We start from the raw sequence: 25,227 nt of genomic DNA, 5'->3' as shown, positions 1-25,227 counted from the left end.
TTACCTAGAGGTCTTTAAGTAGTTATTCAGTTCTATTTGCAATTGCGGGGATAAACTTCAAACAATATAAAGCACATAATCCAACAACAATATATATAATTTTAGCTAAGATAGCTGTACTTCCGCCTGAGATAGCAGCAACAAGATCATATTCAAAAAGACCGATCAGCAACCAATTGATTCCACCGATAATTAGCAACACAAGTGCAATAATATCAAGGTATTTCATGTGGTTCATCCTCCTTTCTGATTCTTCTAACCCTATCATAATTGGTTGATGAGACCTATTGATACGCTTATGATGTTATTCACGTGTCGTTTTATAGTAGTTTTGTAAAGTATTCAAAAAGAGTATAAAAAAAGACCGTTCACACATAACGGTCTGCAAGTGAAAAAACAAATTCTATAAAGGATGGGTTTGTACCCAAGGAATACTATAATCATAAATGAGGGCACATGCAATCTTTATGCTTAGAGCAAAAGAAAAGCCGTCGTAGGGCAACGACGGCCAGAGTCCTGGGAAGGAACTCGGATAAACAAATGAGCTATAATTACCATACCGGATTGTCAAAATAGATACAAGAATAATGCTCATAAACCAAATATATAAATGTGTATTTTGAGCATTTATATTTTAATTCAATAAATGTTTAATTATAAAGCAATGCTTTTCGTGATAGTTATCGTTTCACAGTTTACTGAATATCTTCTATAATTTAAATGAAGGAGGCGGTTACAATGATGGGAGAATATAAGAATATTTTAGTTGCCGTAGATGGTTCAAGTCATTCGGAACGAGCATTTAGTGAAGCAATTGAAGTCGCAAAATACTCTGGGGCTAAGTTGAACATTTTGACAGTCATCAATGATAAAGAACTTTCAACTAGTGCATTTTCATTTAGTAAAATTTACTCAGAAGAAAAAGAACAAGTTGAAAAAGAGTTACTAAAAAAGATCCATGATGCGTCCTTGAAAGATCTTGAAAAGATTGAACCATTTATTGAACTAGGAGATCCACGTAGCAAAATTGTCGAGTTTGCAAAAGATCAAGAGATCGAAATGATTTTTCTAGGTGCTACGGGAAAAGGCGAGATCCAGTTAACTCAGATCGGTTCAACAGCAGCATACGTAGTCAATGAGGCTCCATGCAGTGTAACTGTCATTCGGTGATAAATAATTAACAACTCCCGATAAGCAGATAATCGCATAATACAAAAATTTATTTTAAGGAGATTGATAAAATGATTAGTAGATACAAACATATAATGGTAGCAGTGGATGGCTCTAGTCAATCAGAAGATGCTTTTTTTGAAGCAATCGGAGCAGCACGAAGGAATGAAGCAACATTGTATTTAGTCCATGTCATTGATGATTCTAGTTTATTAGTGAGAAGTGCTCAACCAATGGAAGACATTTTAGCTGAAGAATCTCAAGAAGCTAAAGAATATCTTGAAGGATTAAAAGCCCGTGGTCGCTATAACGACATGGAAATCATTCAGTATATCGGAAACCCTAAGAAGGCATTAACAGAGGAATTACCTAAACAATATGATATCGATTTGATTTATGTAGGCGCAACTGGTAAAGGCCGCTTTCAACGTCTATTAGTTGGTTCTACTTCGGGATATATTGTTAATCATGCTCCATGTAATGTCATGGTGGTCAGATAAAAAAAGGAGCTAGACGAAATTAATCGTCAGCTCTTTTTTGTTAGATCTTCTTTTAAAAGGGTGTAGTGGTTCATATCACGTAAATTTTCTCGCAATCGCATATCTGATCGCTCAACACTTGTTAAGAAATAACCACTGCTTTGGGCAACTCGATTACTTGCTGTATTTTCCAAATCAACAATAATTTTTAATTTATTCAAAGCTAATTCATTGAATGCAATCGTACTAATCGCACGAACACTTTTTGAAACAATTCCTCGGCCAGAAAAAGAAGAATGGATCCAATAACCAATTTCACCTTTACCAGCTTTTGTATCAATATTATGAATGTCGATACAACCACAGAGCTGCTGATTGAATGCCATAAAAAGCAAGAAATCTGTTCCTTCAGCGTAACCAATTAATTTAGTTTTGATAAATTCACGTTCATCTTGCCATGTTTTTGTGTGATCCAGATCCAAAAACTGTGAAATACGTTGTCGGTCAGAGTCTATTAATGAAAATAATTCTTCAGCTGCAGATAGTTGAGGGAAAACTAGTGAGATATCTGCATCAACCATATGAGTAAAAGTAACGTTCATCGTTCACTCCTCCTTATTTGAAAAAGCATATCAATGGATCGAAAATTAGTCAAAAAAAGACACCTACCGTTTATTTACAGTAGGTGCTTTCAACGCAAATACGCATCTTCCATTGAGTATTCACTCCTAGATATTTTTTTGCAATTCATGCACCGCTTGTTCAATCGTTACACCAGTTGCTACGTTATTTGTATTCTTTTTATCGAAAACGATGAAAAGGTTCAAATCAGTATCTAAAGTAACGCGGTATTGCAAATCTGTGTTATAGAATGTCATAATCATTCTCCTCTCTTTTTGCTGCGAAAGGCAACTATCACGTTGATAACGAAATTCCATTTATAAATATAACACTAAACAAGGATTAATGCTAATAAAAAGTTTGCAATCGTTATAAAATATTAATAATAAATCTAGTTATTAAAACGGTTAAAATAGTTTAAAATTATAGTTTTATTTGAGCTTTATTCTCTTCGTTTCATTAACTTATCCGTATAATTAAGGATAGTTATAATAGACGAGGTGAAGGTTTGAAAAAAGTAGCAATTGGAATACCATTAATAGTTATAGCAGTTATTGGTGGCGGATTCTATTTTTCTAATAAGGAATCCCCAGTTTTAAAATCATTTGAAACAAAACAAGGAACACAACAAGAAAAAAATAGTGTTATTTTAGATGTTCCTTTAGAAAATCAATTTGATGACGATGCATTAGAAAACGGCTGTGAAGTGACGGCACTTTCAATGTTGTTACAATTTTACGGTTATGACACTAATAAAAACGAATTAGCAAATAAGGTCGCTTATCAACCCCTATGCACCGAATCAGGAAATCATGGGAATCCTCATCTGGGGTTTGTAGGAGATATAACTGGTGGTGACGAAGCCATGGGGGTAGCAGTGGAACCTATCGCTGATTTGTCAAAAGAGTATGTTGCAGAAGAATACGATGTTATCACTAAAGAAAAAGCTCCATTTAACGATATCATAGATATAGTTGCTCAAGGTATTCCTGTTTGGATCGTTGCAACGGTTGAATTTCAGGTACCGACAAATAATGATTTTATGCTATGGAATACAGACCAAGGAGAGATGTACGTCACGCCTTTAATCCATGCTGCAGTAATAACAAGATTTGATCGTGAAAAAGAAATTGTCTATGTGAATGATCCATATGGATATAAAAATAGAGCAATTTCTTGGTCAGATTTAAAAGAGATCTATGAGCAAATGGATCAACAATCACTTTATTTAGAAAAACAAGAATAAGTCTAAACCACTTCTTTATAGTAGTGGTTTTTTGTTTGATAATCATCTGGCCTTATTTATACATCAAAGTGTAAAATAGCGAATATGGAAATAGTGAAACAATGCAACTGTAGTAGAAAAAAATTGATGGACTATCGGTTTACTTAATACTACAGTGCTAGTCTATTTGATCGAAAAATTAAACAGCAAAATTGTGTTTTTTTCACAAAATAATTGAAAAAATTTATTTTGTATGATATCATCAAAAAAAAGAAGAGGTGATGGAGATGAAAAATGTTGTTGCAAACCCTGTTGAATTGAGAGACGCTGTTCGCTGTGAAAAGAAAAATATTTCCCTTACAGGTGGATTTGCTAAGATGATGCAAGTAGTATCTAAAGGGCAAAAAGTTGATAATAATAACTTGTAAGAGAAAATTGATATGCCGACATTTATGAAATTGGCCTTAGATCCAAAAACAATTAACACGCTTATGACCACTTATCAAGTAGCAATGAAAGAAGATGACCAAGGGATAGAATTAGAATATATGAAAGTTTAATTTTTTTAGAAACATTTGTGAAAAAAGTATCAAATTTTGCATCTGCCATTTTTAGACTGCTAAATTAAAGCACATAGAAAAAACTATTTTATTCTTTTTTGGAAGCACCTTAAGGCAAGGTGCTTTTTATAAACTCTAAAACAGTACAAATTAGGTACTGTTTTAGAGTCTAAGAATTAATAGAATCCTGTTGAGATATTTTAAGCAGTATTAAGTAAGATAAAAAAATTCCTATATCCGTAAATTTTTTTAGATTAGGAAACTTCAGAGTTCTTACGTTTTGTATGTATTCCTTTAAAAATAAGTTCATCATTCATACGTTCAAATTGAAAATAAATATCTTTCTGTCGACCAGTCATATGCGCAGGAATAACGAAATAATCACGGTTCTCATCATCCATTTTTGTTGTTATTTGATTAAGTAATAAAGCCACTGGATAAGAATCAATTACTAATGAGTCATAAGTACGGTAAAAAAATTCTACTGAATCTGAACTAATCATTGTCATAAAATCACCTCAAAGTCATTATACGAACATTTGTTCGAAAAGTAAAGTTTGTAAGTATGATTTTCGAAAGGGCTCGCTAGATATATTCTTACCTGAAAATCAAATAGACAGCTATCCAGAAAAGTAAGCAAAAAACAATCATGAGTCGATAGATAATATGTTTTGGTTGTTGATAAAGCCAGTCGTAAAATTTTCGCATAAAATAATCCTTCTTAATTAGATAAATAACTTCCGTTAATAATTTCTTTTATTTGGAATGGTAGCTTATTAAGAAGAGCTTGTAAATAGCTGGGAAATGTCAGGATTTAAAAATAAACTAAAGTTAAAGTCTATAGGATAAAATCACATAAAATAGTAGAAATTATCACTAAACGATTCATAATTTTAGGACGATATGAAAATCATCTTGATAGTTAGTAAAAAGACCACTACTTCCAAATGGGAAGAGCGGTCTTTTTTGGGAATTCATTAGATAATAAGAAAAGAACTATGCAATCAAATTTGGCTATGAACCACCAGAAGAACGAATTGAGTTAGCAATAATTTATACTTTGATATTGAAATAATGGCGGAGGTGTTGTAATGAATTACCCAGTAATTCATCCGAACGTAAAAATATACTTGGTAAAATGGGCGGGATTTATGGAATATAGAAACGAACTGAATGAATACGAGAAAAGAATGGCAAAAATCTTTTTTTAAAGCATTATTCGTCACTAGCAAAGAGCATATCATTTTGCTATCAGAGAAATATTTGGATTCAGACCACAAACACACTATACCCCTGAACATGACAGCCACATGGTGAGGATTTCGATTACAGACCAAACACTATCAGAAAAAAATAATATTGAACTGAAAGAATATAGAACACGTAGAAATAAAGCTGAGTACCGACTTCAAAAAAATTGAATAAGCAAGTGGACGAGTACGAAGAAGAAAAAAGAAAGATATTGTTAAAGTATGTATTGCGTATGGTTAGACTGTTTTTTAAACGTTATGAGCTAAGTGTGACTAAAAAAGTAAAAGAAGAAATCATTTTTACTCAAAATATCTCGGAAGCAAAAATATTTACTGATGAAACTAATGAAGATTAAGGGTTAGCAATAGGTTTTGGCTTAACAAAGGGAGAACCGGATTTTATTGGTTTTAAATAGTACTGTATGAAGAATTAAGTAAACCACTATCTTATTGTTACGAATTGAACAATTGTCTTTGAAGATGATATGATAGTAATACACTTACTAATTGAAAGAAGGGGAAATCATGAAAAAGATAATTGGTGCTCTATCATGCTTATTTGTCGTTGCGTTTATCGCAGGCTGTTCAACCTCAAACGAAGCAGAAACAGAAGAAAGTTCATCATCTTATAATATAGACGACGAGTTTGAAGAAGCAAAACAACAAGTTGCTGCAGAAGAAGCATACGAACCCGATTCTGAGGACGTTAGTGACAAGAGTTCAAGTTCTAAAGTTGCTGCATCTATCGGTCAAAGTCAACCCTTTACTAGCGAGTCTGGTGATATGATCGATGTCAAAATCGATTCTGTTGAAAAAGATATGGGTGACGGAGACTATTATGTCCCTGAAAATGGCTACTATGCAAAAGTTAACTTTACTGTTACGAATCTTGGAGATAGCCCTTTCGAAGTTACAGCTCATCAACTGGATTTCTATGATGGTCAAAACATGAAAGCTGAATTGAACTCTAGAGATTTTTATTCAGATACAATCCAACCTGGTAAATCAGCTACTGGTGTTGCGTATTTTGATGTTAAAAATGATACGCCGCCTAATTATGAAGTGTATTTCGCCGACGCTTCTTGGACCGGAAGCTACTAATTCGTTGCCCCACTTTGGGGATTCCTTAATATGAATAAAATTGTAAAATATTTAGGAGGAAATAAAATGAAAAAAATTAGTATTGCATTGTTGGTATGTTCTACTTTACTACTAGCTGCTTGTTCGAATGATAAAACTACAGACGCTACTTCTAAACAGCAGGAACCTAAAAGTAGCCAGACTAAAGAAAGCAGCAGTACCACAACTACAAGCTCTATTTCAAGCTCTGCTACTGATTTATCTTCAACTACCGTTACATCAAATACAAATTCTATTACTACTCCTACGACGGCTCAAGAGGAAACGTATGAACAGCTAAAACAGCGTACATTGCAATCTATACCGGCCGATCGCTCAAACTGGTCTAATAAGGAGTGGGAAGCATTTGGTATGGCTTTAAGCGAGAATGGTCTTGCTATGGATGATGCAGGCAATATCATTACCCAAGCTCAAAAAAATCAATTAGACTCGAACAATCAAGCTCAGCAACAAAATGATGATACAACTCAAGATATTTCTACAGATACAAGTACTTTGATCGGTTTCGTGAATGTTTACGGTATGTCCCCCGCTGCATATAAGGTGCAAAATGGCATGCCTATAGAAGAAGCATTAAGAAGTACGCCTAGGCATATGAAAACATCAGGAGAAATCCAAACAGGTTATATGGAGTATGGTATAGAATGATATCTCCCAGCCTCACTTTTTGGGGCTTTTTATTGAATCCTAAAAAATAATCTACAATCGAATTAAGTAGTAACATTTGTGTAGATTGAGAAATTACCGTAAAAGGAAAATTTAAATATATGCAACGATACGGAGATTCATATCCTAAAAAAGCAAAAAAGAATCTAAGATATTGGTAAAGGGTACGATTTAAGTACGAATGTGACACAGAAATATTTTGAACGAAAAATCATTCAAAATGTTAAAAGAACGCTACGAAATCCAAAGCTGAACCGTTGTTAATGGAAAACACTACCAGAAATGTAAATTCATTGATGAAGATAGAAACGGTAGACAATCACATCTGGTGAAATTCAATCGCAATGGCTGCAAGAACAAGGGAGAGAATAATATAAAAATCTTTTCTATACGAGATGGTATTTTTTTTACTACGAAAAGGAGGGGTGGGAATGAAAAAAATTAGCGAATATTTTACCAGTAAAGATGGTAATGATAAGAAAATAACCGAAGCCTTAGAATGGTTCTTAAAAAATAATTGTGATGAGAACATGAAGTATACCCCTAAGAATGATAATGGAATCCCATTGCTAAGCCCTGCCCAAGGCATTTTTAAACAGAAAGATTCTGTTTATGCTACATCTATAAAACAGACATTAAAAGGAATATATGCGGACCGTGAACCTTATTATTTTTCAGATCATAGTTGGATATATGTATATCATCAACGTGGAGATTCGAGTATTTCGGATAGAGATTCTATTTCAGATAATAAAGCAATTGTAAAAAATTTGGAAGACAAAATTCCATTAGGTGTATTAATACAAAATAAGAGTAAAGGCCGTGATGGAGCTCGATATAAAGTTGGGATTGGAATCCCTATTGGCTGGGTTGCTGGCTTTTTTATAGTATACTGTGCAAATGAAAAGGGAGAAATTGATCCTGACGTTCTATCAAAATCTCCTAATCAATTATTTGATATGGCTTTTTTAAGTCAATATCAATCCGAAAATGAATTTTTGATAGAAGAGGCTGAAGAAGTATACGATCCTTCAGGAATAGAAGACACTAGAGAAAAAAATTTAACAGCTTCTGGGCATAAGAGAGAAGGTCAAAGTAAATTTAAAACTGATTTAATGATAGCTTATAAAGGTACTTGCGCAATAACTGGATGTAATACACCTTCAGTTTTAGAAGCGGCACATATTACACCTTATAAAGGTTTGGAAACAAATAAAGTTCAAAATGGCCTTCTTTTACGTGCTGATATTCATAAGTTATGGGATCACTATTTATTAACGATAGAGGCAGAGACAAATAAATTAATTTTAGATACATCTTTGCTTTCTGATAGTAACTATTCTTACTTGCAAGGAAAAATCATTGATTTTTCAGCGAAAGGAAAAAATAGGCCATCTAAAAAAGCGTTAAAAAGTCATAATGATAGCTGTAACTTTTAGCATTTAAGAGAGATCGTCTATAAGCTTTTGTTAAAATCGAAGATAAAAAGTGTTAGAGTATAAGGTAATTTTTAGGAGATGATTAGATTTATGAAAGAAGAAAAATCCTTATTGAATTTGAGGAAGCAATAAATAAAATGATTATGGAAACTAAACCGTTTCCTGTAAGGTTTAAACAGATGATTCAAGAAAGTTCAATTTTGAGTGCTTGTCAATCCTTGTTAGAGAGTGATAAAATCAGTGACGGATCCACATCTATGATACTAAAAAAATAGAATGGAATTAACGGTAGAATATGTAGTTGCAAATAATGAAGAATTCCAAAAAATTTTTTATGAAAAATAAATAAAACATGCTAAAGAACGAATTCAAAATATTTAGTAACTCCCACGACTTATTGAATTTTTTTAAATCTAAACACTTTTAAAAATTGACTATTTTATTAAGCTTTAATTTTTGGTAAAAAGGTTATTTAAATACTTGTCAAAATGTATATTTTTATAATAAAAAAACACTGTTAATCCATCATAAACGTTGGTTTAACAGTGTTTTTAATTTATTATCACATTTAAATTGCTAAGTGTGGAAGGTTGGAATAGAACCAACACCTCTATCTTAAATGCGGACTACTTCATTGAACGAGTAAAACACCAAGTTCATCCACACCTATAGTATAAGGGAGTTAGACGTAAAAAGGGTTGCCCAATACTAGTAATTAAGCAAAAATTATAAGTTGTATTTTTTATCAAATTGCTCAGAAAAGTCTCTGGCAATCATCCAGCCATAGCTTTCAGTAATCGCAGCAGCCGTTGAACCATTGATGATATTTCCTGCTAAAGGTAGTTTTCCAACAAGAAAACGAGCTATCATTTGGCCCGCTTTTTGAGCTAAAAATTGAGTAGCGAGTGCTTTGGCGGCGCCCTCTTCTAGTTTGATATCGAATACTTTTCCTAAAGCAATCACCATCGCTGTCTGAATCGGCAATAACACAGTTGCATTGGGGAAGGGAAGTTGAGCCATTCCGACGCCGACACCTCCAGCTGCTGTAGAAGCACTATGAATGATGAGATGGGCTTTTTTTCGTTGTGATTTATTCATCTCTGATTCTCCTTGTTAGTTAGTGATAAAAGTTTAGCACCTTATGATCGAAAGAACAATTTTCTACGCTTGCTTTTAAGTAGAATTAACTTGTCAAATTAAAAAAATAAAGAGAATTGATTATTTTTGTTATTCTAAAAGAGGTTAAAATGATAAACTAGGGGCTGTAAAGGGGGCAATGAAGATGGTTGATGAATATAAAAATATTTTAGTGGCTGTGGATGGGTCTGCGCAATCTAAAAAAGCATTTGATGAAGCAATAAATATAGCTAAACGAAATAAAGGGACATTAGTTTTAGCTACAGTAATCGATACGACGAGTTTTAGTGGAACAACTGGCGGAAATTCGATTCCTTTGATGCAAGAAGTCCACGAAAAGGCCCAAAGTATTATTAATGAATTAGAACATCATCGTGTTGCAGAAGAGCATGAAGTTCATCTACAATCGCACATTATTGCAGGTAATCCAAAACGAGAACTCGTTGAACTAGCTGAAAAGTTAGATACAGATTTAATTGTAATGGGGGCAACTGGATTAGGTGCATTGTCCTTATTATTAGTTGGTTCGACTACTGCTTATGTAGTCAATCAAGCGCCTTGTAATGTCATGGTTGTTAAATAAATAAGTAAAAAGACGTTTGAGCAATTGCTCAAACGTCTTTTTGATTTAATGTCATTATTAGTCCATCCCCTGTATCGTAAACATACATGACGGATGGAAACTCGATATCTTTATAGGCTTCAACATAAGGTGCCGTGATACTATCAGAAAAATATGGTTCCGCTTGAGAATAAACAACACTCAAAGTTCCAGCGATTTTATTTTTGAAAAAATGAAAACGTTGCGGTGAATTTAAGGGTAACCCCTTTAAAGGCCGCATGAAAATCATATGCCAAATTTCTTGCTGCATATGTTCAGGTACACGATCAAATGGAATCTCACTAAGACGCGATTTTGTTGGTTCAAACATGAAAAGACCTCCTATTGCATCCATAATAGCAGTTTTTTTTAAGAATAAAAGATTTATCTATCAGTTTTGTCACAATCGACCCTTTATAAAGGCTTTTTATGACTAAAAATGATATTGTAAAAGTAAGAAAATTTAAATGAAGAAGGCGATTAGGATGCGGTTTGGTATTTTCTTCAATCCCAATGCAGGGGATGGAAATGCAGAAGAATTGGCAAAAAAAATGCAAGAAAAATTTGAAAAAAAAGGGTATCAGGCAGATTTTCTGACTGCTCCTGATCCTGAGAAAGCCATAAAAAAAGTGAAAGAAGCTGTCGAAGAATACGATGGCATTGTGTCTATCGGGGGCGATGGTTCATTAAATATTGTTGGAACAGCATTTGTTCAAGCAGGTAAAGCAATTCCATTAGGGATTATTCCAGGAGGAACGATCAATAATTTTGCTAAACGTTGGCATATTCCAATGGATGAAGAAGAGGCAATGGATGTGATTATTGAGGGTCATCAACGTAATGTAGGGATTGCTTCTTGCCAAAACAATCAAAAGGCGATCATTAGTTCATTTACATTTGGGACTTTTGCGGACATCTCAAATGAAGTTCGCCAAAGTGAAAAGCAAAAACTAGGTTTGATCGTCTATCCATTAAAGGCATTTAAACAATTAGGCAAAAATCGTTCTTATCCAGTTGAAGTGACTGCTAATAAATATCATGAAAAATTAAAAGTATGGTTTTCTTTAGCTACTACGACGCATTCAATTGGTGGTCGTACCTATATTGATACGGATTACGATAAATTACATGTAAGTATTTTGCACAATATGCGTTTTAGAAAATTACTTCAATTGATTCGCTTGATTTTTACTGGTCGTGTGAAAGATTCTGATTCTTTAACCTATTTAGAAACAGATAAACTTGAGTTGAAACCTCTGACAGATAAAAAAATCTATTCTCGGATTGATGGAGACAAAGGTCCGGCGTTACCTCTAACAGTTGAATTTTTGGCAGATTTTGTGCCGCTTTATGTGCCTAAAAAGTAACAGTATGAATGAACGGAGGCCAAGGAAATGGATAAGAAAATGGAACTGCTATTAGCAAGAGCTGACACTTATACATTAGTTACCATTGATAGCCGCGGATTCCCTCACACGATTGCTGTCTCGCCGCCACTTGAAAGAAATGGTTTTTATTATTTTAAATTCTATATTAATGGAGATGGAAAAACAGCAGAAAATATTCGGACAAATCGTTCAGGCAGTCTTTTTTGTTTTGATAAAGAAGTACACGAAAGTATTGCATTAAAAGGGTATTTCTTTATCGAAGAGCTAGTAGAATATAAATTATTAGCTGCAAAATTAAATGAATTTCAAAAGCAATTAAATTATGAACATCCGGTTATTGCAGTCTTTGAAACTCTGAGTCTTAAACACTATGAAAATATGCACGCCGAGATTTTAGATGTTCCAGAAAATTAAAAAATACCCTCCTTCTTTTTTGAAGGAGGGTATTTCTATTAATCTAACTCTGCAGTAGGTACCTCAGTTGTTTTTGTTTTTTTTATAATTGCAGTGAGTACTAGTGAGAATACAATACATCCAATTCCCATGGCGATAGCATACATAAACATCATATTAAATCCAGCTTTTCCAGGGTTAGCATCCAACCATCCACCGATCATAGTATACATAAATACGTCGGGTAAATAACCTAAACATGATACAATACCAGAAACGCGCCCGGTCATTTCTACCGGGAAGCCTGCATCATCGATAATAGCAAAATATTGACTGCGAACCACATAAATAAATAATAGTCCAAAGATAAAGTTTGCGATAACAGCTGTCAACAATCCGGTATTTTCGGGTAAAATTAGAAAACCTGCAAATGAAAGTGTTAATAACGCAGCACCGCCAATAATTACACGAAGTCGAGAACCAATTTTATCTGCTATGATTCCTCCTAAAATTCCTCCAACTGCTTGAAGAAGATAACGCATGCCTCCAAGAGAAGTTCCTGCAGCAACAGAAAGTCCATAAACATTAATGGCATAGGTATTGATATATCCTAAAATACCATACATACTGTAGGCAAAAAATACAATAGCTACCAGCTCCCACGTGCGAGGCATTTTAAGTGTTTTAAACATGCCGAGCGCGACTTTAGAAATAGGCTCAGTGTGGGTTTCTGCAGCTGTATCTTCAATAACAAACCAATTTAAAATACCAATAATAAATACAGTGATAGCACAGACACGAATGGCCCAAGTAGTTCCTAATACTTCATTTGAAAATCGGCTATATACAGCAGTCATCCCAAAAACTAACAAAGCATTTAAAAGCCCTCGAAGTCCTTCTTGCCAACCAAATAGGCGTCCTTGTTCTGAGCTGTCACCAAGCATGCGGGTGGCTTTGATTGCTGCTGACCAATAAGTGATAATAGTGGATATGCCCATCAAAACAAAGATTAACCGGCTGATTTGAAAACCAGGAAATGTTGAAAACCAAAAACCTAATACACCCGTAACTAAAAATGAGAATGTTAATAATTTTCGAGCAGAAAACTTATCTGCAATAATTCCTCCAATAAAATAAGAAAAAGTTGCCATGGTCGCATAGCCTGAAGAGAGCATTCCCATTTGTGCATTTGTTAAGTTCATTGCTTTTTGGATAGGAACATAAAAAGTTTCTCGAATATAGGGTAGCTGAAAAATAATTCCGGCCCCAGCGGATAAGAGTAACAATGTCCCCCATTTTTTAACTGATTGATTGTTCATATAACAACCTCCTGTTTGTGATTTTTCTACAAAAAACAAAAAAGAAGCAACGCTTAAATAAGCGTTACTTCTCTCTAGTCTCTAGTAACAACCAAAGTATAGAAGTAAATGTAAGCGATGTCAATATTTTTTTATGCTAATTTTTTTTAATAGTAGTTCAAAAAATTTATTATTGTAAATAAACCTAATTCGAGTTACAGCAACATTTAAATAGTCTTTTCATTCTAGGCCAATTGACGAATTAATAAATTTCCATTACACTAAAAAAAACTAATAACCATATCTATTTATTCGCTAAAAGCAATTGTATGTTTACCGTAAAAATAGTGCTAGAGTCAAACAAAACATGAAAAGTGTTGTTTGTTGAGTTAAAATGAAAGCGTATTTAATTACAAGTTAGGGGGTATATTGGATGAAGAAGAAAATAATTCAATTGATGGAAGAGAATCCATTGATTGCTGCAATCAATAATAATCGCAGTTTTGAAAAAGCCCTGACTTGTGATAGCGATATTGTTTTTGTACTGTATGGAGATGTGTGCAGTATTGTTGATATCGTGGACCGCTTAAAAAAAGCAGGAAAAGTTGTTATGGTAGATGTGGATTTGATTGATGGTTTAGCCACTAAAGAAACTGCTGTAGACTACTTAAAACGTGCCACTAAAACTGACGGTATTATTAGTTCCAAATCAATTCTTTTGCGAGCTGCCAATGCTCGTGGACTTTTTACGATTCATCGATTTTTTTTGATTGATTCTAAGTCTTTTCATAATTTACCCAAACAACTAGGTACTTCAAAAGCAGATGTTGTAGAAGTTCTGCCAGGTGCCATGCCAAAAGTTTTATCTTGGGTACAAGGAGTTGTAGATGTTCCGATAATTGCCAGTGGACTAGTTTGCGATAAAGAGTTAGTCATGACGGCTTTACAAGCAGGTGCGATGGCGATCTCGACTACAAATATGGATGTTTGGGAAATATAGAAAATTAACGGTTATTGCTAAGAGGACAGAGAAAAGCGAACACCAGCTTATTTGGTGTTCGCTTTTTAGTGTTTGTAATTATTTCACAAGGAGGTATTCGAATGGACATTACTGATTTTAATATGGACTTTTTTTCTCTTGATGGTAAAACAGCAATTGTAACAGGAGGCAATACAGGAATTGGTCGTACTCTCTCTCTGGCGTTAGCAAAAAGTGGGGCAAATATATTTGTTCCTAGTTTGATTGATGATGATGGGACAACGCAAAAAATTATTGAGGAAATAGGTTCTTGCTATGTCTTTATGGAAGTTGATCTAACCGAGGAAAATATTCCGCAACAAGTGGTTGAAAAATGTATTGAAATTTTTGGCTCCGTAGATATTTTAGTTAATTGTGCCAATGTACTTTTGAAGGATAGTGTTCTTAGGTTTGATCGATTGCAATGGGATCAGATGATTCAATTGAATTTAACAGCAGCTTTTGAATTATCACATGAAGTAGCAAAAAAAATGATTGCCCAAAAAAGTGGAAAAATCATTAATATTTGTTCTATGCAATCATTTTTGGGCGATCAGGACTCACCTGCGAATGTTGCAACGAAGCATGGTCTCGTAGGCTTGACGAAAGCATATTGTGATGAACTTGCAGAATATAATATTCAGGTCAATGGAATAGCGCCAGGCTATTTAGAAACCGAGACAATGATATATAGTAAAGCATCACAAAAACAGAAGATCATAAAACATGTTCCTGCGAACCGATTGGGACAATTAACGGATTTAATGGGTACGATTATTTATCTAGCAAGTCCTGCCTCTAATTTTGTTAACGGGCATATCTTAACAGTTGATGGGGGCTACTTAGTTCGTTAGAGTAACGAAAAGTTTGTAGATAAGACCAAGATATAAAGTGATGGAGGAAGTATTCAATGATTGAATTTGAACAAGTAGCAAAAAAATATGGCAAAACAGCAATCGCGGTTCAACCCTGTGACTTAACGATTGAGGATGATCAGTTTATTTGTATTATAGGGACAAGTGGCAGTGGAAAAACAACATTGTTACGAATGATCAATCGTATGACCGAGCCTTCTGAAGGAATGATTAAAATCAATGGTCAAGATGCCAAAAATTTAAATGAGGATGATTTACGAAGGAAGATTGGGTATGTAATTCAGAATATTGGGCTATTTCCTCATATGACGATTCGGGAAAATATTATGATTGTTCCTAAATTATTAAAGTGGAGTAATGATAAGCAGGCAGGAATTGCAGAGCGATTGATTCAACGAGTGGATCTTCCTCTGGACTTTCTTGAACGTAAACCTAAAAATCTTTCTGGTGGTCAGCAGCAAAGAATTGGTGTAATACGTGCATTAGCTGCTGATCAAGATATTATTTTGATGGATGAACCTTTTGGTGCATTAGATCCAATCACTCGAGAGGCTTTACAGGAAATGATCAAAGGCTTACAGCAAGAAATGAAGAAGACGATTGTATTTGTGACCCACGACATGGATGAAGCGATTAAATTGGCAGATAAAATAATTATTATGGATCATGGTGAGATTGTTCAATATGCAGATGTTACTACCATTTTAGAACATCCAGCAAATGATTTTGTAGAGGAGCTCATCGGAAAACGTAAACGAAATAGTTATTACAACATTGAGATGACGGTCGAAGCTTTAATGGTACCACAAGTCGAAGCTATTTCACTAAGTAAATCAGTCACTGATGCCATTCGTCAAATGTCAGATAAAAAAGTAGATACACTTTTAGTGGTAGATGATCAGAAGTGTTTGAAGGGGTTTGTGGATATTAATTTTATCGAGCGAAATATTTCAAAATTGAAACCAATGACATCAATCATCGAAATTATGGAGCGAGATACAGCAAGTGTAAATAAAAAAGCATTAGTAGCTGATGTGATCGAACCGTTGATTAATCATACCTTTAAGTATTTGCCTGTCGTAGATGATGAAGAGCACTTAGTAGGGATCGTTACACGCTCATCATTAGTTTCTTTAGTACAAGAACAATTAAAGTAAGGGGGCCAATATGAATTTTTGGGCTGAATATGGAAATGAGATTTTGTTGAAATTCTGGGAGCATTTCTATCTTTCCTTTCTTTCAACTACTTTAGGCATACTAGTGGCAGTACCTTTAGGAGCTTTTTTGACTCGACTGAAAAAAGGTTCTGAAACAATTATTAAAGTGATAGGGGTCTTTCAAACAGTTCCATCTTTGGCATTGCTATCGATCATGATTCCTTTTTTTGGTATTGGAAAAGTACCAGCAGTGATTGCATTATTTCTTTATTCGCTTTTACCCATTTTACGAAATACTTATGTAGGAATAAATTCAGTAAATCAAACTTACCTTGATGCCGCGAAGGGGATGGGGATGTCACAAAATCAGCGATTAATGCAGATTGAATTACCATTAGCAATGGGCGTTATTATGGCAGGGATCCGAGTCTCTGCAGTATACGTCATTTCTTGGACTACATTGGCGGCATACATCGGAGCTGGAGGACTTGGTGATTTTATTTTTAATGGATTGAATTTATATAGAATGGATCTAGTATTGATGGGAACTATTCCAATTACACTTCTTGCTTTAGTCACAGATGGGATTTTAAAAAAATCTGAACTAAGATTAACGAAAGATAGAGGATGAATCGATGAAGAGAAAATATTTTTTATTAATCGCAACAATCCTCTTATTCGGAAGTTTTGTTGTTAAAAATTTTTCAGATCAAGAGGATACAATTACGGTGGCTGGCGGCGTTACCTCCGAGTCTCAAATATTAGGAAATATCGTGGTTGAATTATTGCAACATTACACAAATAAAAATATTGTTTATTTAAATAATTTAGGCTCGGCAAATCTTATGCACGAAGCAATGCTACGTGGAGATCTTGATATTGCTCCAACTCGTTATACAGGTACCGATTTAATTGGAACATTAGGATTACCGACTGAAAAAAATCCGAAAAAAGCATTGACTATTGTTCAACATGAATTTAAACAACGATATGAATTTGAATGGTTTCCTAGCTATGGATTTTCGAATCAATTCACCTTTATGGTCACGCAAGAGACTGCAAAAAAATACGGATTAAAAAAAGTTAGTGATTTACAAAAATGTGCGGATAAAATGCGTTTGGGTTCAGACCAAACTTGGTATAAGCGAGAAGGAGATGGGTATCGAGGATATACGGAAGCTTATAACACAAAGTTTCAACGAGTGTATCCGATGCAGGTAGGGTTATTATACGATGCTTTAGTAGCAGATGAGCTAGATGTCATTTTAGGTTATTCAACAGATGGGCGGGTGGGTAGTTATAATTTGGTGATGCTGGAAGATGATCGCAAATTTTTTCCGCCATATACTTGTAGTGTTGTTGTTTCAGATCAAACATTGAAAAAATATCCTGAATTGAAATCCCTATTATTGAAATTAGAAAATACAATAGATACGAAAACAATGCAACAACTGAATTATGATTCAGACAATGAATTATTAGAACCTAAAATTATTGCTCGTCGATTTTTAGAACAACATCATTTTTTTGAGGAGGGAAGCTAATGATAAATAATTTAAGCAGTTATTTAAGTGAAAATTCTACCTACCTGATTATGCAATTTGGTATTCACATCTACATTTCAGTGATTGGCGTAGCTTTAACTTTTATTGTGGGATTTCCTCTAGGTATTTTACTTTCTGAACGGCCCGCATTAGCAGATGTCGTAATTGGTATTATCAATGTGATTCAGACAATTCCTTCAATTGCGATGTTGACTATTTTGCTAATATTGATGGGGCTTGGTCAAAATACGGTTGTTGCAACGGTTGTATTATATTCTTTACTGCCAATTGTAAAAAATACGTATGTAGGTTTACTGAATATCGACCCAATGTATATAGATAGTGCCAAAGGTATCGGTATGAATCGTTATCAAGTTTTATATATGATTAAGATTCCATTGGCAATTCCTGTAATTTTTGCCGGTATAAGAAATGCATTAGTTATTTCAGTTGGGATCACAACTATCGGCTCTTTTATTGGTGCTGGAGGCGTGGGTGATGTGATATTGCGAGGGATTGCGATTACAGATGGTGCACCGATTATTATTGTAGGGGCAGTATTGTGTGCAATTATCGCGATATTAATGGATAGTTTATTTGATTGGATGATGAAATAAGAAAACTACCACAAATATTATTTGTGGTAGTTTTCTTTACTTAATTCACGAATCACTTCTTCGATATACATTAATAAGATAGTTCGAGTTTTCTCATGAGATTTGAGATTAGGATTTTGATGTGATTTCGTCAAAAAAATGACCTCGCTATTATCTAAAGAAAGTTGGTTATTCAGCTCTTCTAGAACTAAAAGTGACTTTGCATGATGGCGTTTTGCTTCTTCAAATATAGGAGTGAAATCGGCGAATTTTCCAGCGACTGAGAATACTAACAAGAGTGAATCTTCTGTTACTAAGTCAGGAATCAACGAAGGTTGACTAATTCGAATCACATTCTTATTCATTGTAAAATTTAATTTGTATTCAAAATATTCCATACAAAAATCAGTTGGCCCATAACCAAGTAAAAGAATTTTTTCTGAATGTTGAATCAAATCAACTAAGTAGTCAACGGATGAATAATCGAAGGACTCCATAAAGGATTGGATACGTGAAAATTCATCATTTATTTTTTTTTGTTTGATTAACTCTTGGCCAGTCAAAAAGCGAAGGTATTCTTTATAACCAGAAAATCCCATTTTTTTAACTAGTTTTGAAATTTTTGAGGGGGAGACACCAACTATTTCAGCAGCCTCAGTAATAGTTAGCTGAGTATGTTTTTCAGCTTCTTGAATTAAGTGAGCATGTATTTTAGTTTCCAGATCATTTAAATGTTCCATCTGTATTTTCAATTTTTTAACCTCCTCTAGACCGTATAGTCAGAATAGCATAATAATTTTAACTTGCGCAAACATATTTTGGAAAATTTTCCTTAATATCATTTTTAGTGCTTTTAAAATAGAAAATTTAATCAAATTTTAATTGTAAAATTAAGACGCGGCGTCTATACTAAAAAATATAAAAGCGCTTTCTAAAAAAGATGAATGGAGTTAATCATATGAATTCTGATGCACTTGTAAAAGAAAAAATTATCAATGATGTAAAGAAAATTTTATCGGAAGAACAAATTACGACTGATTATGAAACACTATATGATGCATCTTCTGATCGCTATCGTAAGTATGCTAAAGCAAAAAGAGTTTTAGATAATCCGTTACCCACAGCTGTCGTCTTCCCAAAGAATACAGAAGAAGTAAAAGAACTTTTAGTCTATTGCAATGATAATGATATTAATGTGATTCCTAGAAGTGGAAAGACCGCTACAGAGGGTGGATTAGAAAATTGGAAAGATTTAGCCTTAGTGATTGATGGATCAACAATGAATGAGATGATCAAAATTGACCCGTATAATATGCAAGCAACTATTCAAGCAGGAGTAAAATTACAAGATTTAGAAGACGAATTGCGTAAAATCGGCTATACTACCGGGCACTCTCCACAATCTAAACCGGTTGCACAATATGGTGGGTTAGTAGCTACTCGTTCAATCGGCCAATTCTCAACGCTGTATGGAGGCATTGAAGATATGGTTGTTGGCTTAGAATGTGTATTTCCTAATGGACATATCTCAAGAATTAAAAATATCTCTCGTCGTGCTGGTGGTCCAGATATTCGACATATCGTAATCGGAAATGAAGGAACACTTTGCTATATTACAGAAGTCACGGTCAAAATCTTTAAATACTATCCCGATAATAATAAGTTTTATGGCTATTTGGTAGACAGTGTTGAAACGGGTGTCAAAGTTTTGCGCGAAGTTATGGTGAATGGTTACCGACCGTCTGTTGCACGGACTTATTCTCCAGAAGATGCTAGACAGCATTTTTATCATTTTTATGACGGAAAGTGTGTACTAATTTTTATGGCAGAAGGTCCGGAAGGAATTGTTGAAGCAACTGGAAAAGGTATTGAAGAAGCAGTTGAAAAATTCAAAGACGGCATTATTAAACAAGTTGATTCGCAATTGATCGAAAACTGGTTTAATCAGTTAAATTGGACACAACAAACGATTGATGATGAAGTTCAAGGAATGATCGACAATGATAAACATGATGGCTATACTACTGAAATCTCTGGAGATTGGGAAACAATTCCAAAAATTTATAACAATGTCATTAATCGCATTCGGAATGAATATCCAAGAGCACATGATCTAACTATGTTAGGAGGTCATTCATCTCATAGTTATTTAAATGGAACCAATATGTACTTTGTATATAACTACAATATTAATTGCGAGCCAGAAGATGAAATGAAAATTTATCATCATCCAATCCAGGCGATTATTGTTGAAGAAACATTAAAATTGGGTGGTTCAATGTGTCATCATCATGGAATCGGTAAATATAGAAATGAATGGACTAAAGAAGAACACCAATCTGCCTACTATATGTTAGAAAGTTTAAAAGAAGTATTTGATCCTAAAGGTGTTATGAGCTTTGGAAATATTTATCCTGTGCAAGAAGGTCTAAAGTATCAAAAATAAGTTTATGATTTCAATCAAGGATGTTTTGCATCCTTGATTGAAATAGTGGAAAGGTATTTTATGAATATCATTTGCTTAGTCAAGTTTGTACCGGATACGGAGAAATTCGAATACGATTATAAGACTGACAAGATCAACCGAGAAGCGTCACATCTTATTTTGAATCCAGATGATAAAAATGCAGTAGCCTTTGCTATGAAACAAAAAAAGCAAGATCCTTCTAATACTGTAGAAATTATTACGATGGGACCATCGAAGCTCGAAGAAGAGATGAAAGATTTTATTCGACTAGGGGCAGATCAGGCAACGTTGATTAGTGATCGCCGTTTTTCTGGCAGTGACTCGTTGGCAACAAGCAGAATCTTAGCAAGTTATTTAAAAAATAAAGAGTTTGATTTCATACTGACTGGAACGCATACGCTAGATGGCGGGACCGGACATGTTGCGCCTCAAATCGCGGAATTTTTAGGATTAGATCAACTTTCTAACATTATTGCTATCAAAGAGGTCAACAAAGATTTTTCACGAGTTGAAGCATTATTAGATGAAAAATATTATCAGGTAAAATTACAAAATCCTAGTGTTTTAAGCGTGACCCACCAAATGAACTTACGTTTAGGGTTTGTTAGATATGAGAATATTGGGAAAAATGTAGATACACAATTCAAAATGATCAGTAATGAAAGTCTTCGATTTTCTGTAGAAGAAATTGGAGGTAAAGGCTCACCTACAAAAGTAAAAAAGAATACCCTAGTCAAAAGAAAAAAAGTCGATCAACGAATAGTCTCTGTAAATGATCAGGGAATCGACGAAGTGATTCAATTTCTAACAGAAAAGGGGTACTTATAAATGTTTAAAGGGCTGATCGTAATCGATAATGATGCTATCGATTATTCATTGGATTTAATGGAAGTAGTCCAACAGTTAGCAGGAACAGAAGAAGTATCTATTTATGGGTTAGGGATTAATTTAACTAAAAAAATGATAGGCCCTGATATTATGATCAATGTAAATGATCCAAGGATTGCATATAAAGATAGTCGAGTTGTGGCAACGATTGTTGAGCAAGTTCATAAAAAATATCAATTTGATAGTATCATTTTTTTGGCAACAGATTTTGGTCGGATGGTTGCCCCACGCGTAGCCATGCGGCTAAAGGTGGGCTTGGTTGCAGATATAACAGATATACAGGTAGACAAGCGAGGGAAAAAATTAGTACGGCCAGCTTTTTCTGGAAATATTATGGCTAGTATTGTCTGTGAATCTTCTCCAATCATGGCAAGTGTTCATCCGAATGTCTTTCATTTAAACTACTTCAATCAAGATACTGAACAAGAAGTATTTGTAATCAAAGAAATGGTAGCGCCTTCAATGGAGGTGCTTGAAATCCATGAAATGAATACGACAGGCAGTGATATCCGAGAAGCAGAGGTATTGGTTTCTGCTGGAGGTGGGTTTTCAGAACCCATCGAACAATTACAGAGATTAGCTGAAGCATTAGCTGGATCGATTTCTGTCTCTAAGTCGGTTGTTGATCAAAAAAAAGCGTCTAGAGAAATTCAAGTCGGTCAATCTGGAAAAACAGTCAGTCCAAATTTATATATTGCGTTGGGTATATATGGATCCACACAGCATATTGAAGGTTTAAAGAATATTAAAGATATCATTTCAGTAAACACAGATCTTGGAGCTCCGATGAATTATTTGGCAAGTATAGTAGTTCATGGCGATGCAGCAGAGTTTGTTAGAAAATTAACCACAAAAATAGAGGGATAATCCCTAAATGGGTGAAAAAACAAAAAATAAAGGAAAAGAAGGTAAAAAAATGGAGATCAAGGATTTTAAAATGGAAATGTTTCATATTAAAGGGAAAAATGCGATCGTAACAGGGGGGAATACCGGATTAGGACAAGCTTTCTCATTAGCCTTAGCGGAAGCTGGAGCAAATATTTTTATGCCATCTATCATGCCAGATGATCCAGAGTTTAATACAGTGTTAGCTGAACGAGGCGCTAAAACATATTATATGGAAGCAGATATTACGAAAGATGGTGTGTGCCAAAAAGTTGTAGAAAAATGTATCTCGGAATTTGGGTCAGTGGATATTTTAGTTAACTGTGCAGGTATTTGTCCATGTGATGATGTAGTAAGTTACGGTCGTGATAAATGGGATCCAACGATCAATATTAATTTGACTGCTGCCTTTGATATGAGTCACGAAGCTGCAAAAGTAATGATTCCACAGAAAAGCGGAAAAATCATTAATATTTGTTCGATGTTTTCTTTTTTAGGTGGACAATGGGCACCCGCATATGCGGCATCTAAACATGGACTAGCTGGTTTAACAAAAGCTTATTGTGATGAATTGGCACAATATAACATTCAAGTGAACGGGATTGCTCCGGGATATTTTAAAACACATGCAGCTAAAGCATCCATCGAAGATCCAGAACGTAGTAAATGGATCGTAGATCATACACCAGAAGGTCGTTGGGGAGATGTTGCTGATTTAATGGGTGCCACAGCTTTTCTTGCTTCTGAAGCTTCTCATTTTGTCAACGGACATATTTTAGCTGTTGACGGCGGTTTCTTAGTTCGTTAATTAATGACAATAAAGAGGCTATGAGTTTTAACGGATCATGGTCTCTTTTTCTAATCGGTCAAACTAGTCAAGAATTTAATTTAGATTAATCAACGAGAATCCATTAGAAAAAATAAGGAGAAACAAATGGAAAAAAAATATATTGTTGGTATCGATGGTGGGAGTCAAAGTACCAAAATCGTAATTTTTGATTTAGAAGGAAACATTGTTGGTGAGGGAAAAGAGTCATTAAGACCGATGCATTTAGGAGCAGATGTTGTGGTAGAACACCCAGGTGATGATTTATGGGATTCACTATGTGTCGCTGCAACTAAAGCAATGGATGAATTTGGTGTCAGAAAAGAAAATATTGTAGGAATCGGCTTAGGATTTATTCGTTGTTGTCGAGTACTTTTGAAAAAAGGTGGAACGTTAGCTCAACCAGTGATTAGTTGGATGGATAAACGTACCTCCACACCTTATACTCACGAAAATCCAGAAGTTCAATATGTAACCTCAACTAGTGGTTATATCACTCATCGATTAACAGGTGAGTTTAAAGATAATATTGGAAATAATTTTGGCCAGTGGCCAGTTGATTATGAAACATGGAATTGGTCTGAAAATGAAGATATTTTGAAACAATATAATTTGTCAAAAGACATGCTTTTTGAAGCAGTAAAACCCGGAGAAAAATTAGGTTATATTACACAAGAGGCGAGTGAAAAAACAGGATTACCAGAAGGCATTCCTGTTTTCGCAACAACAAGTGACAAGGCAGTAGAAGCATTAGGAGCGGGATTGATCCATGATACGAGTGCAGTTGTATCACTTGGAACATATATTTGCAGTATGATGATAGGAAAATCAATGCCGCCAAGTAATGCTGTAAATTATTGGGGAATCCTTTCATCGATGCCGCAACAATATATTTATGAAGGATATGGTATTCGTCGTGGAATGTGGACAGTTTCTTGGTTCAAAGACCTATTAGGCGAAAAAATCAGTATCCGTTCAAATTATCAAGGAATCAGTGAAGAAGAATACTTGAATGAGCAAGCTGCCAACGTTCCGGCGGGAAGTGATGGTTTAATGACTAAATTAGATTGGCTAGCTAATCCTTGGGAACCATATAAACGTGGTGTGATGATCGGTTTTAATGCTCATCATGATTACCGCTACATGTATCGCTCAATTTTAGAAGGTATTGCATATACTATGAAGAACAATGTAACAAGTATGATCGATGAGTTGGGACATCCAATTAATGAAGTCATCGTGACTGGCGGAGGATCAAACAGTGATTTGTTATTGCAAATTTTTGCAGATGTGTTCAATTTACCGATTAAACGAAACGTGGTAAATGGAAGTGCAAGTGTTGGTGCCGCAATCAATGCAGCTGTGGGGTTAGGAATCTATAAAGATTATGAAGAAGCAGTAGATAAGATGGTCAAAGTAAAAGATACATTTACACCTAAATCAAAAAATGTTGCGGTATATAAGCAATTGAATGAAGAAGTATATCAAGTAATGACGAATTATACGGATGAAATTTTAAAAAAAACACAAAAAGTATTGCATCCGGAAAATGAATCCTTTTAAGATCAATCAAATAGTTACTATAAAAGAAGTGATTCTATTTA

30 protein-coding genes are annotated in these 25,227 nt (G+C 34.5%); 22 read left to right on the top strand and 8 right to left on the bottom strand.

What is annotated here, in order from left to right; genetic code table 11:
* Positions 1-22: 22 nt before the first annotated feature.
* On the bottom strand, positions 23-229 hold the full coding sequence (locus ACQKTA_RS11135) for a DUF378 domain-containing protein (RefSeq protein WP_407856243.1): 207 nt from the start codon (positions 227-229) through the stop codon (positions 23-25).
* 509 nt (positions 230-738) lie between these two features.
* Between ACQKTA_RS11135 and ACQKTA_RS11130 the strand changes: the two genes are divergently transcribed.
* Entirely contained in the window at positions 739-1,170 is a 432-nt protein-coding gene (locus ACQKTA_RS11130) for a universal stress protein (protein WP_427814759.1), read from the top strand.
* A gap of 71 nt (positions 1,171-1,241) precedes the next feature.
* The gene (locus ACQKTA_RS11125) at positions 1,242-1,670 is read left to right on the top strand and encodes a universal stress protein (protein ID WP_407856241.1); all 429 of its coding nucleotides are present in this window, start codon (positions 1,242-1,244) and stop codon (positions 1,668-1,670) included.
* Between the two features lie 26 nt (positions 1,671-1,696).
* Here ACQKTA_RS11125 and ACQKTA_RS11120 read toward each other — a convergent pair whose 3' ends face one another.
* Both ACQKTA_RS11120 and ACQKTA_RS11115 read right to left on the bottom strand, forming a co-directional pair.
* Positions 1,697-2,251: a GNAT family N-acetyltransferase gene (locus ACQKTA_RS11120; RefSeq protein ID WP_427814758.1), complete on the bottom strand. Its 555-nt coding sequence runs from the start codon at positions 2,249-2,251 to the stop codon at positions 1,697-1,699.
* Between the two features lie 126 nt (positions 2,252-2,377).
* Positions 2,378-2,527, bottom strand: coding sequence for a hypothetical protein (locus tag ACQKTA_RS11115; protein ID WP_427814757.1), 150 nt, complete (start codon positions 2,525-2,527; stop codon positions 2,378-2,380).
* A 251-nt stretch (positions 2,528-2,778) separates the two neighbouring features.
* Between ACQKTA_RS11115 and ACQKTA_RS11110 the strand changes: the two genes are divergently transcribed.
* Together ACQKTA_RS11110 and ACQKTA_RS11105 are read left to right on the top strand one after the other, a co-directional pair.
* Positions 2,779-3,516, top strand: a complete 738-nt coding sequence (locus tag ACQKTA_RS11110; RefSeq protein WP_427814756.1) for a C39 family peptidase — start codon at positions 2,779-2,781, stop codon at positions 3,514-3,516.
* Between the two features lie 266 nt (positions 3,517-3,782).
* Positions 3,783-3,923: a hypothetical protein gene (locus ACQKTA_RS11105; protein WP_427814755.1), complete on the top strand. Its 141-nt coding sequence runs from the start codon at positions 3,783-3,785 to the stop codon at positions 3,921-3,923.
* Positions 3,924-4,309: 386 nt separating this feature from the next.
* Here ACQKTA_RS11105 and ACQKTA_RS11100 read toward each other — a convergent pair whose 3' ends face one another.
* On the bottom strand, positions 4,310-4,564 hold the full coding sequence (locus ACQKTA_RS11100; RefSeq protein WP_407857352.1) for a DUF5960 family protein: 255 nt from the start codon (positions 4,562-4,564) through the stop codon (positions 4,310-4,312).
* Between the two features lie 908 nt (positions 4,565-5,472).
* Here ACQKTA_RS11100 and ACQKTA_RS11095 point away from each other — a divergent pair.
* The 4 genes from ACQKTA_RS11095 (at position 5,473) to ACQKTA_RS11080 (ending at position 8,550) form a co-directional block, all read left to right on the top strand.
* Positions 5,473-5,661, top strand: coding sequence for a hypothetical protein (locus ACQKTA_RS11095; protein ID WP_427814754.1), 189 nt, complete (start codon positions 5,473-5,475; stop codon positions 5,659-5,661).
* Positions 5,662-5,830: 169 nt separating this feature from the next.
* Positions 5,831-6,406, top strand: a complete 576-nt coding sequence (locus tag ACQKTA_RS11090; RefSeq protein WP_427814753.1) for a DUF4352 domain-containing protein — start codon at positions 5,831-5,833, stop codon at positions 6,404-6,406.
* A gap of 30 nt (positions 6,407-6,436) precedes the next feature.
* Positions 6,437-7,093: a hypothetical protein gene (locus ACQKTA_RS11085; protein ID WP_427814752.1), complete on the top strand. Its 657-nt coding sequence runs from the start codon at positions 6,437-6,439 to the stop codon at positions 7,091-7,093.
* Between the two features lie 449 nt (positions 7,094-7,542).
* Positions 7,543-8,550: an HNH endonuclease gene (locus tag ACQKTA_RS11080; RefSeq protein ID WP_427814751.1), complete on the top strand. Its 1,008-nt coding sequence runs from the start codon at positions 7,543-7,545 to the stop codon at positions 8,548-8,550.
* A gap of 726 nt (positions 8,551-9,276) precedes the next feature.
* On the opposite strand, the gene ACQKTA_RS11075 is transcribed toward ACQKTA_RS11080, so the two are convergent.
* Positions 9,277-9,648 carry a hypothetical protein gene (locus tag ACQKTA_RS11075; RefSeq protein WP_427814750.1) on the bottom strand — a complete coding sequence of 124 codons (372 nt, stop codon included), beginning with the start codon at positions 9,646-9,648 and terminating at the stop codon, positions 9,277-9,279.
* A 184-nt stretch (positions 9,649-9,832) separates the two neighbouring features.
* Here ACQKTA_RS11075 and ACQKTA_RS11070 point away from each other — a divergent pair, with 184 nt between their 5' ends.
* The gene (locus ACQKTA_RS11070; protein ID WP_407856231.1) at positions 9,833-10,270 is read left to right on the top strand and encodes a universal stress protein; all 438 of its coding nucleotides are present in this window, start codon (positions 9,833-9,835) and stop codon (positions 10,268-10,270) included.
* A 28-nt stretch (positions 10,271-10,298) separates the two neighbouring features.
* Here ACQKTA_RS11070 and ACQKTA_RS11065 read toward each other — a convergent pair whose 3' ends face one another.
* Positions 10,299-10,619 (bottom strand): DUF960 family protein, encoded by a 321-nt coding sequence (locus ACQKTA_RS11065; protein WP_407857351.1) that lies wholly within the window; start codon positions 10,617-10,619, stop codon positions 10,299-10,301.
* Between the two features lie 154 nt (positions 10,620-10,773).
* Between ACQKTA_RS11065 and ACQKTA_RS11060 the strand changes: the two genes are divergently transcribed.
* Positions 10,774-11,655, top strand: a complete 882-nt coding sequence (locus ACQKTA_RS11060) for a diacylglycerol/lipid kinase family protein (RefSeq protein WP_427814749.1) — start codon at positions 10,774-10,776, stop codon at positions 11,653-11,655.
* Between the two features lie 27 nt (positions 11,656-11,682).
* A complete protein-coding gene (locus tag ACQKTA_RS11055; RefSeq protein ID WP_427814748.1) occupies positions 11,683-12,090 on the top strand; it encodes a pyridoxamine 5'-phosphate oxidase family protein in 408 nt (135 codons plus the stop codon).
* 38 nt (positions 12,091-12,128) lie between these two features.
* On the opposite strand, the gene ACQKTA_RS11050 is transcribed toward ACQKTA_RS11055, so the two are convergent.
* Positions 12,129-13,388 (bottom strand): MFS transporter, encoded by a 1,260-nt coding sequence (locus ACQKTA_RS11050; protein WP_427814747.1) that lies wholly within the window; start codon positions 13,386-13,388, stop codon positions 12,129-12,131.
* A gap of 412 nt (positions 13,389-13,800) precedes the next feature.
* On the opposite strand from ACQKTA_RS11050, the gene ACQKTA_RS11045 reads away from it, so the two are divergent.
* The 6 genes from ACQKTA_RS11045 to ACQKTA_RS11020 all read left to right on the top strand — a co-directional run bounded on the left by ACQKTA_RS11045 (position 13,801) and on the right by ACQKTA_RS11020 (position 18,578).
* On the top strand, positions 13,801-14,367 hold the full coding sequence (locus ACQKTA_RS11045; protein WP_427814746.1) for a glycerol-3-phosphate responsive antiterminator: 567 nt from the start codon (positions 13,801-13,803) through the stop codon (positions 14,365-14,367).
* Between the two features lie 122 nt (positions 14,368-14,489).
* Positions 14,490-15,239 (top strand): SDR family NAD(P)-dependent oxidoreductase, encoded by a 750-nt coding sequence (locus ACQKTA_RS11040; RefSeq protein WP_427814936.1) that lies wholly within the window; start codon positions 14,490-14,492, stop codon positions 15,237-15,239.
* A 56-nt stretch (positions 15,240-15,295) separates the two neighbouring features.
* Positions 15,296-16,417, top strand: coding sequence for an ABC transporter ATP-binding protein (locus ACQKTA_RS11035; RefSeq protein WP_427814745.1), 1,122 nt, complete (start codon positions 15,296-15,298; stop codon positions 16,415-16,417).
* A gap of 10 nt (positions 16,418-16,427) precedes the next feature.
* Positions 16,428-17,048, top strand: a complete 621-nt coding sequence (locus ACQKTA_RS11030; protein ID WP_427814744.1) for an ABC transporter permease — start codon at positions 16,428-16,430, stop codon at positions 17,046-17,048.
* 4 nt (positions 17,049-17,052) lie between these two features.
* Positions 17,053-17,961, top strand: a complete 909-nt coding sequence (locus ACQKTA_RS11025; protein WP_427814743.1) for an osmoprotectant ABC transporter substrate-binding protein — start codon at positions 17,053-17,055, stop codon at positions 17,959-17,961.
* The gene (locus ACQKTA_RS11020) at positions 17,961-18,578 is read left to right on the top strand and encodes an ABC transporter permease (protein ID WP_427814742.1); all 618 of its coding nucleotides are present in this window, start codon (positions 17,961-17,963) and stop codon (positions 18,576-18,578) included. Before ACQKTA_RS11025 ends, ACQKTA_RS11020 begins: the two co-directional genes overlap by 1 nt.
* A gap of 17 nt (positions 18,579-18,595) precedes the next feature.
* Here the strand turns inward: ACQKTA_RS11020 and ACQKTA_RS11015 are convergent, their stop codons facing one another.
* A complete protein-coding gene (locus tag ACQKTA_RS11015) occupies positions 18,596-19,309 on the bottom strand; it encodes a MurR/RpiR family transcriptional regulator (protein WP_427814741.1) in 714 nt (237 codons plus the stop codon).
* Between the two features lie 206 nt (positions 19,310-19,515).
* Here ACQKTA_RS11015 and ACQKTA_RS11010 point away from each other — a divergent pair, with 206 nt between their 5' ends.
* From ACQKTA_RS11010 to ACQKTA_RS10990, 5 genes are all read left to right on the top strand, one after another.
* Positions 19,516-21,003 carry an FAD-binding oxidoreductase gene (locus ACQKTA_RS11010; RefSeq protein WP_427814935.1) on the top strand — a complete coding sequence of 496 codons (1,488 nt, stop codon included), beginning with the start codon at positions 19,516-19,518 and terminating at the stop codon, positions 21,001-21,003.
* 60 nt (positions 21,004-21,063) lie between these two features.
* Complete coding sequence (locus ACQKTA_RS11005) at positions 21,064-21,852, top strand: electron transfer flavoprotein subunit beta/FixA family protein (protein WP_427814740.1); 789 nt, start codon at positions 21,064-21,066, stop codon at positions 21,850-21,852.
* Positions 21,853-22,779, top strand: coding sequence for an electron transfer flavoprotein subunit alpha/FixB family protein (locus ACQKTA_RS11000; protein WP_427814739.1), 927 nt, complete (start codon positions 21,853-21,855; stop codon positions 22,777-22,779).
* 49 nt (positions 22,780-22,828) lie between these two features.
* Positions 22,829-23,605: an SDR family oxidoreductase gene (locus ACQKTA_RS10995; protein ID WP_427814934.1), complete on the top strand. Its 777-nt coding sequence runs from the start codon at positions 22,829-22,831 to the stop codon at positions 23,603-23,605.
* Positions 23,606-23,731: 126 nt separating this feature from the next.
* Complete coding sequence (locus ACQKTA_RS10990; protein WP_427814738.1) at positions 23,732-25,186, top strand: FGGY-family carbohydrate kinase; 1,455 nt, start codon at positions 23,732-23,734, stop codon at positions 25,184-25,186.
* Positions 25,187-25,227 lie beyond the last annotated feature (41 nt).

The sequence above is a fragment of the Enterococcus sp. 22-H-5-01 genome (genome assembly GCF_050310005.1).
GTDB lineage: Bacteria > Bacillota > Bacilli > Lactobacillales > Enterococcaceae > Enterococcus_A > Enterococcus_A hailinensis.
This window is presented reverse-complemented; position numbering and strand designations above follow the sequence as displayed.

What these genes read in the sequence shown, in the direction of transcription:
- ACQKTA_RS11130 (WP_427814759.1), top strand. Translation starts at nt 739, where the DNA reads ATGATGGGAGAATATAAGAATATTTTAGTTGCCGTAGATGGTTCAAGT.
- ACQKTA_RS11040 (WP_427814936.1), top strand. Translation starts at nt 14,490, where the DNA reads ATGGACTTTTTTTCTCTTGATGGTAAAACAGCAATTGTAACAGGAGGC.
- ACQKTA_RS11120 (WP_427814758.1), bottom strand. Translation starts at nt 2,251, where the DNA reads ATGAACGTTACTTTTACTCATATGGTTGATGCAGATATCTCACTAGTT.
- ACQKTA_RS11025 (WP_427814743.1), top strand. Translation starts at nt 17,053, where the DNA reads ATGAAGAGAAAATATTTTTTATTAATCGCAACAATCCTCTTATTCGGA.
- ACQKTA_RS11075 (WP_427814750.1), bottom strand. Translation starts at nt 9,648, where the DNA reads ATGAATAAATCACAACGAAAAAAAGCCCATCTCATCATTCATAGTGCT.
- ACQKTA_RS11020 (WP_427814742.1), top strand. Translation starts at nt 17,961, where the DNA reads ATGATAAATAATTTAAGCAGTTATTTAAGTGAAAATTCTACCTACCTG.
- ACQKTA_RS10995 (WP_427814934.1), top strand. Translation starts at nt 22,829, where the DNA reads ATGGAGATCAAGGATTTTAAAATGGAAATGTTTCATATTAAAGGGAAA.
- ACQKTA_RS11000 (WP_427814739.1), top strand. Translation starts at nt 21,853, where the DNA reads ATGTTTAAAGGGCTGATCGTAATCGATAATGATGCTATCGATTATTCA.
- ACQKTA_RS11135 (WP_407856243.1), bottom strand. Translation starts at nt 229, where the DNA reads ATGAAATACCTTGATATTATTGCACTTGTGTTGCTAATTATCGGTGGA.
- ACQKTA_RS11085 (WP_427814752.1), top strand. Translation starts at nt 6,437, where the DNA reads ATGAATAAAATTGTAAAATATTTAGGAGGAAATAAAATGAAAAAAATT.
- ACQKTA_RS11105 (WP_427814755.1), top strand. Translation starts at nt 3,783, where the DNA reads ATGAAAAATGTTGTTGCAAACCCTGTTGAATTGAGAGACGCTGTTCGC.
- ACQKTA_RS11035 (WP_427814745.1), top strand. Translation starts at nt 15,296, where the DNA reads ATGATTGAATTTGAACAAGTAGCAAAAAAATATGGCAAAACAGCAATC.
- ACQKTA_RS11100 (WP_407857352.1), bottom strand. Translation starts at nt 4,564, where the DNA reads ATGACAATGATTAGTTCAGATTCAGTAGAATTTTTTTACCGTACTTAT.
- ACQKTA_RS11115 (WP_427814757.1), bottom strand. Translation starts at nt 2,527, where the DNA reads ATGACATTCTATAACACAGATTTGCAATACCGCGTTACTTTAGATACT.
- ACQKTA_RS11080 (WP_427814751.1), top strand. Translation starts at nt 7,543, where the DNA reads ATGAAAAAAATTAGCGAATATTTTACCAGTAAAGATGGTAATGATAAG.
- ACQKTA_RS11070 (WP_407856231.1), top strand. Translation starts at nt 9,833, where the DNA reads ATGGTTGATGAATATAAAAATATTTTAGTGGCTGTGGATGGGTCTGCG.
- ACQKTA_RS11030 (WP_427814744.1), top strand. Translation starts at nt 16,428, where the DNA reads ATGAATTTTTGGGCTGAATATGGAAATGAGATTTTGTTGAAATTCTGG.
- ACQKTA_RS11005 (WP_427814740.1), top strand. Translation starts at nt 21,064, where the DNA reads ATGAATATCATTTGCTTAGTCAAGTTTGTACCGGATACGGAGAAATTC.
- ACQKTA_RS11010 (WP_427814935.1), top strand. Translation starts at nt 19,516, where the DNA reads ATGAATTCTGATGCACTTGTAAAAGAAAAAATTATCAATGATGTAAAG.
- ACQKTA_RS10990 (WP_427814738.1), top strand. Translation starts at nt 23,732, where the DNA reads ATGGAAAAAAAATATATTGTTGGTATCGATGGTGGGAGTCAAAGTACC.
- ACQKTA_RS11055 (WP_427814748.1), top strand. Translation starts at nt 11,683, where the DNA reads ATGGATAAGAAAATGGAACTGCTATTAGCAAGAGCTGACACTTATACA.
- ACQKTA_RS11050 (WP_427814747.1), bottom strand. Translation starts at nt 13,388, where the DNA reads ATGAACAATCAATCAGTTAAAAAATGGGGGACATTGTTACTCTTATCC.
- ACQKTA_RS11065 (WP_407857351.1), bottom strand. Translation starts at nt 10,619, where the DNA reads ATGTTTGAACCAACAAAATCGCGTCTTAGTGAGATTCCATTTGATCGT.
- ACQKTA_RS11090 (WP_427814753.1), top strand. Translation starts at nt 5,831, where the DNA reads ATGAAAAAGATAATTGGTGCTCTATCATGCTTATTTGTCGTTGCGTTT.
- ACQKTA_RS11045 (WP_427814746.1), top strand. Translation starts at nt 13,801, where the DNA reads ATGAAGAAGAAAATAATTCAATTGATGGAAGAGAATCCATTGATTGCT.
- ACQKTA_RS11125 (WP_407856241.1), top strand. Translation starts at nt 1,242, where the DNA reads ATGATTAGTAGATACAAACATATAATGGTAGCAGTGGATGGCTCTAGT.
- ACQKTA_RS11060 (WP_427814749.1), top strand. Translation starts at nt 10,774, where the DNA reads ATGCGGTTTGGTATTTTCTTCAATCCCAATGCAGGGGATGGAAATGCA.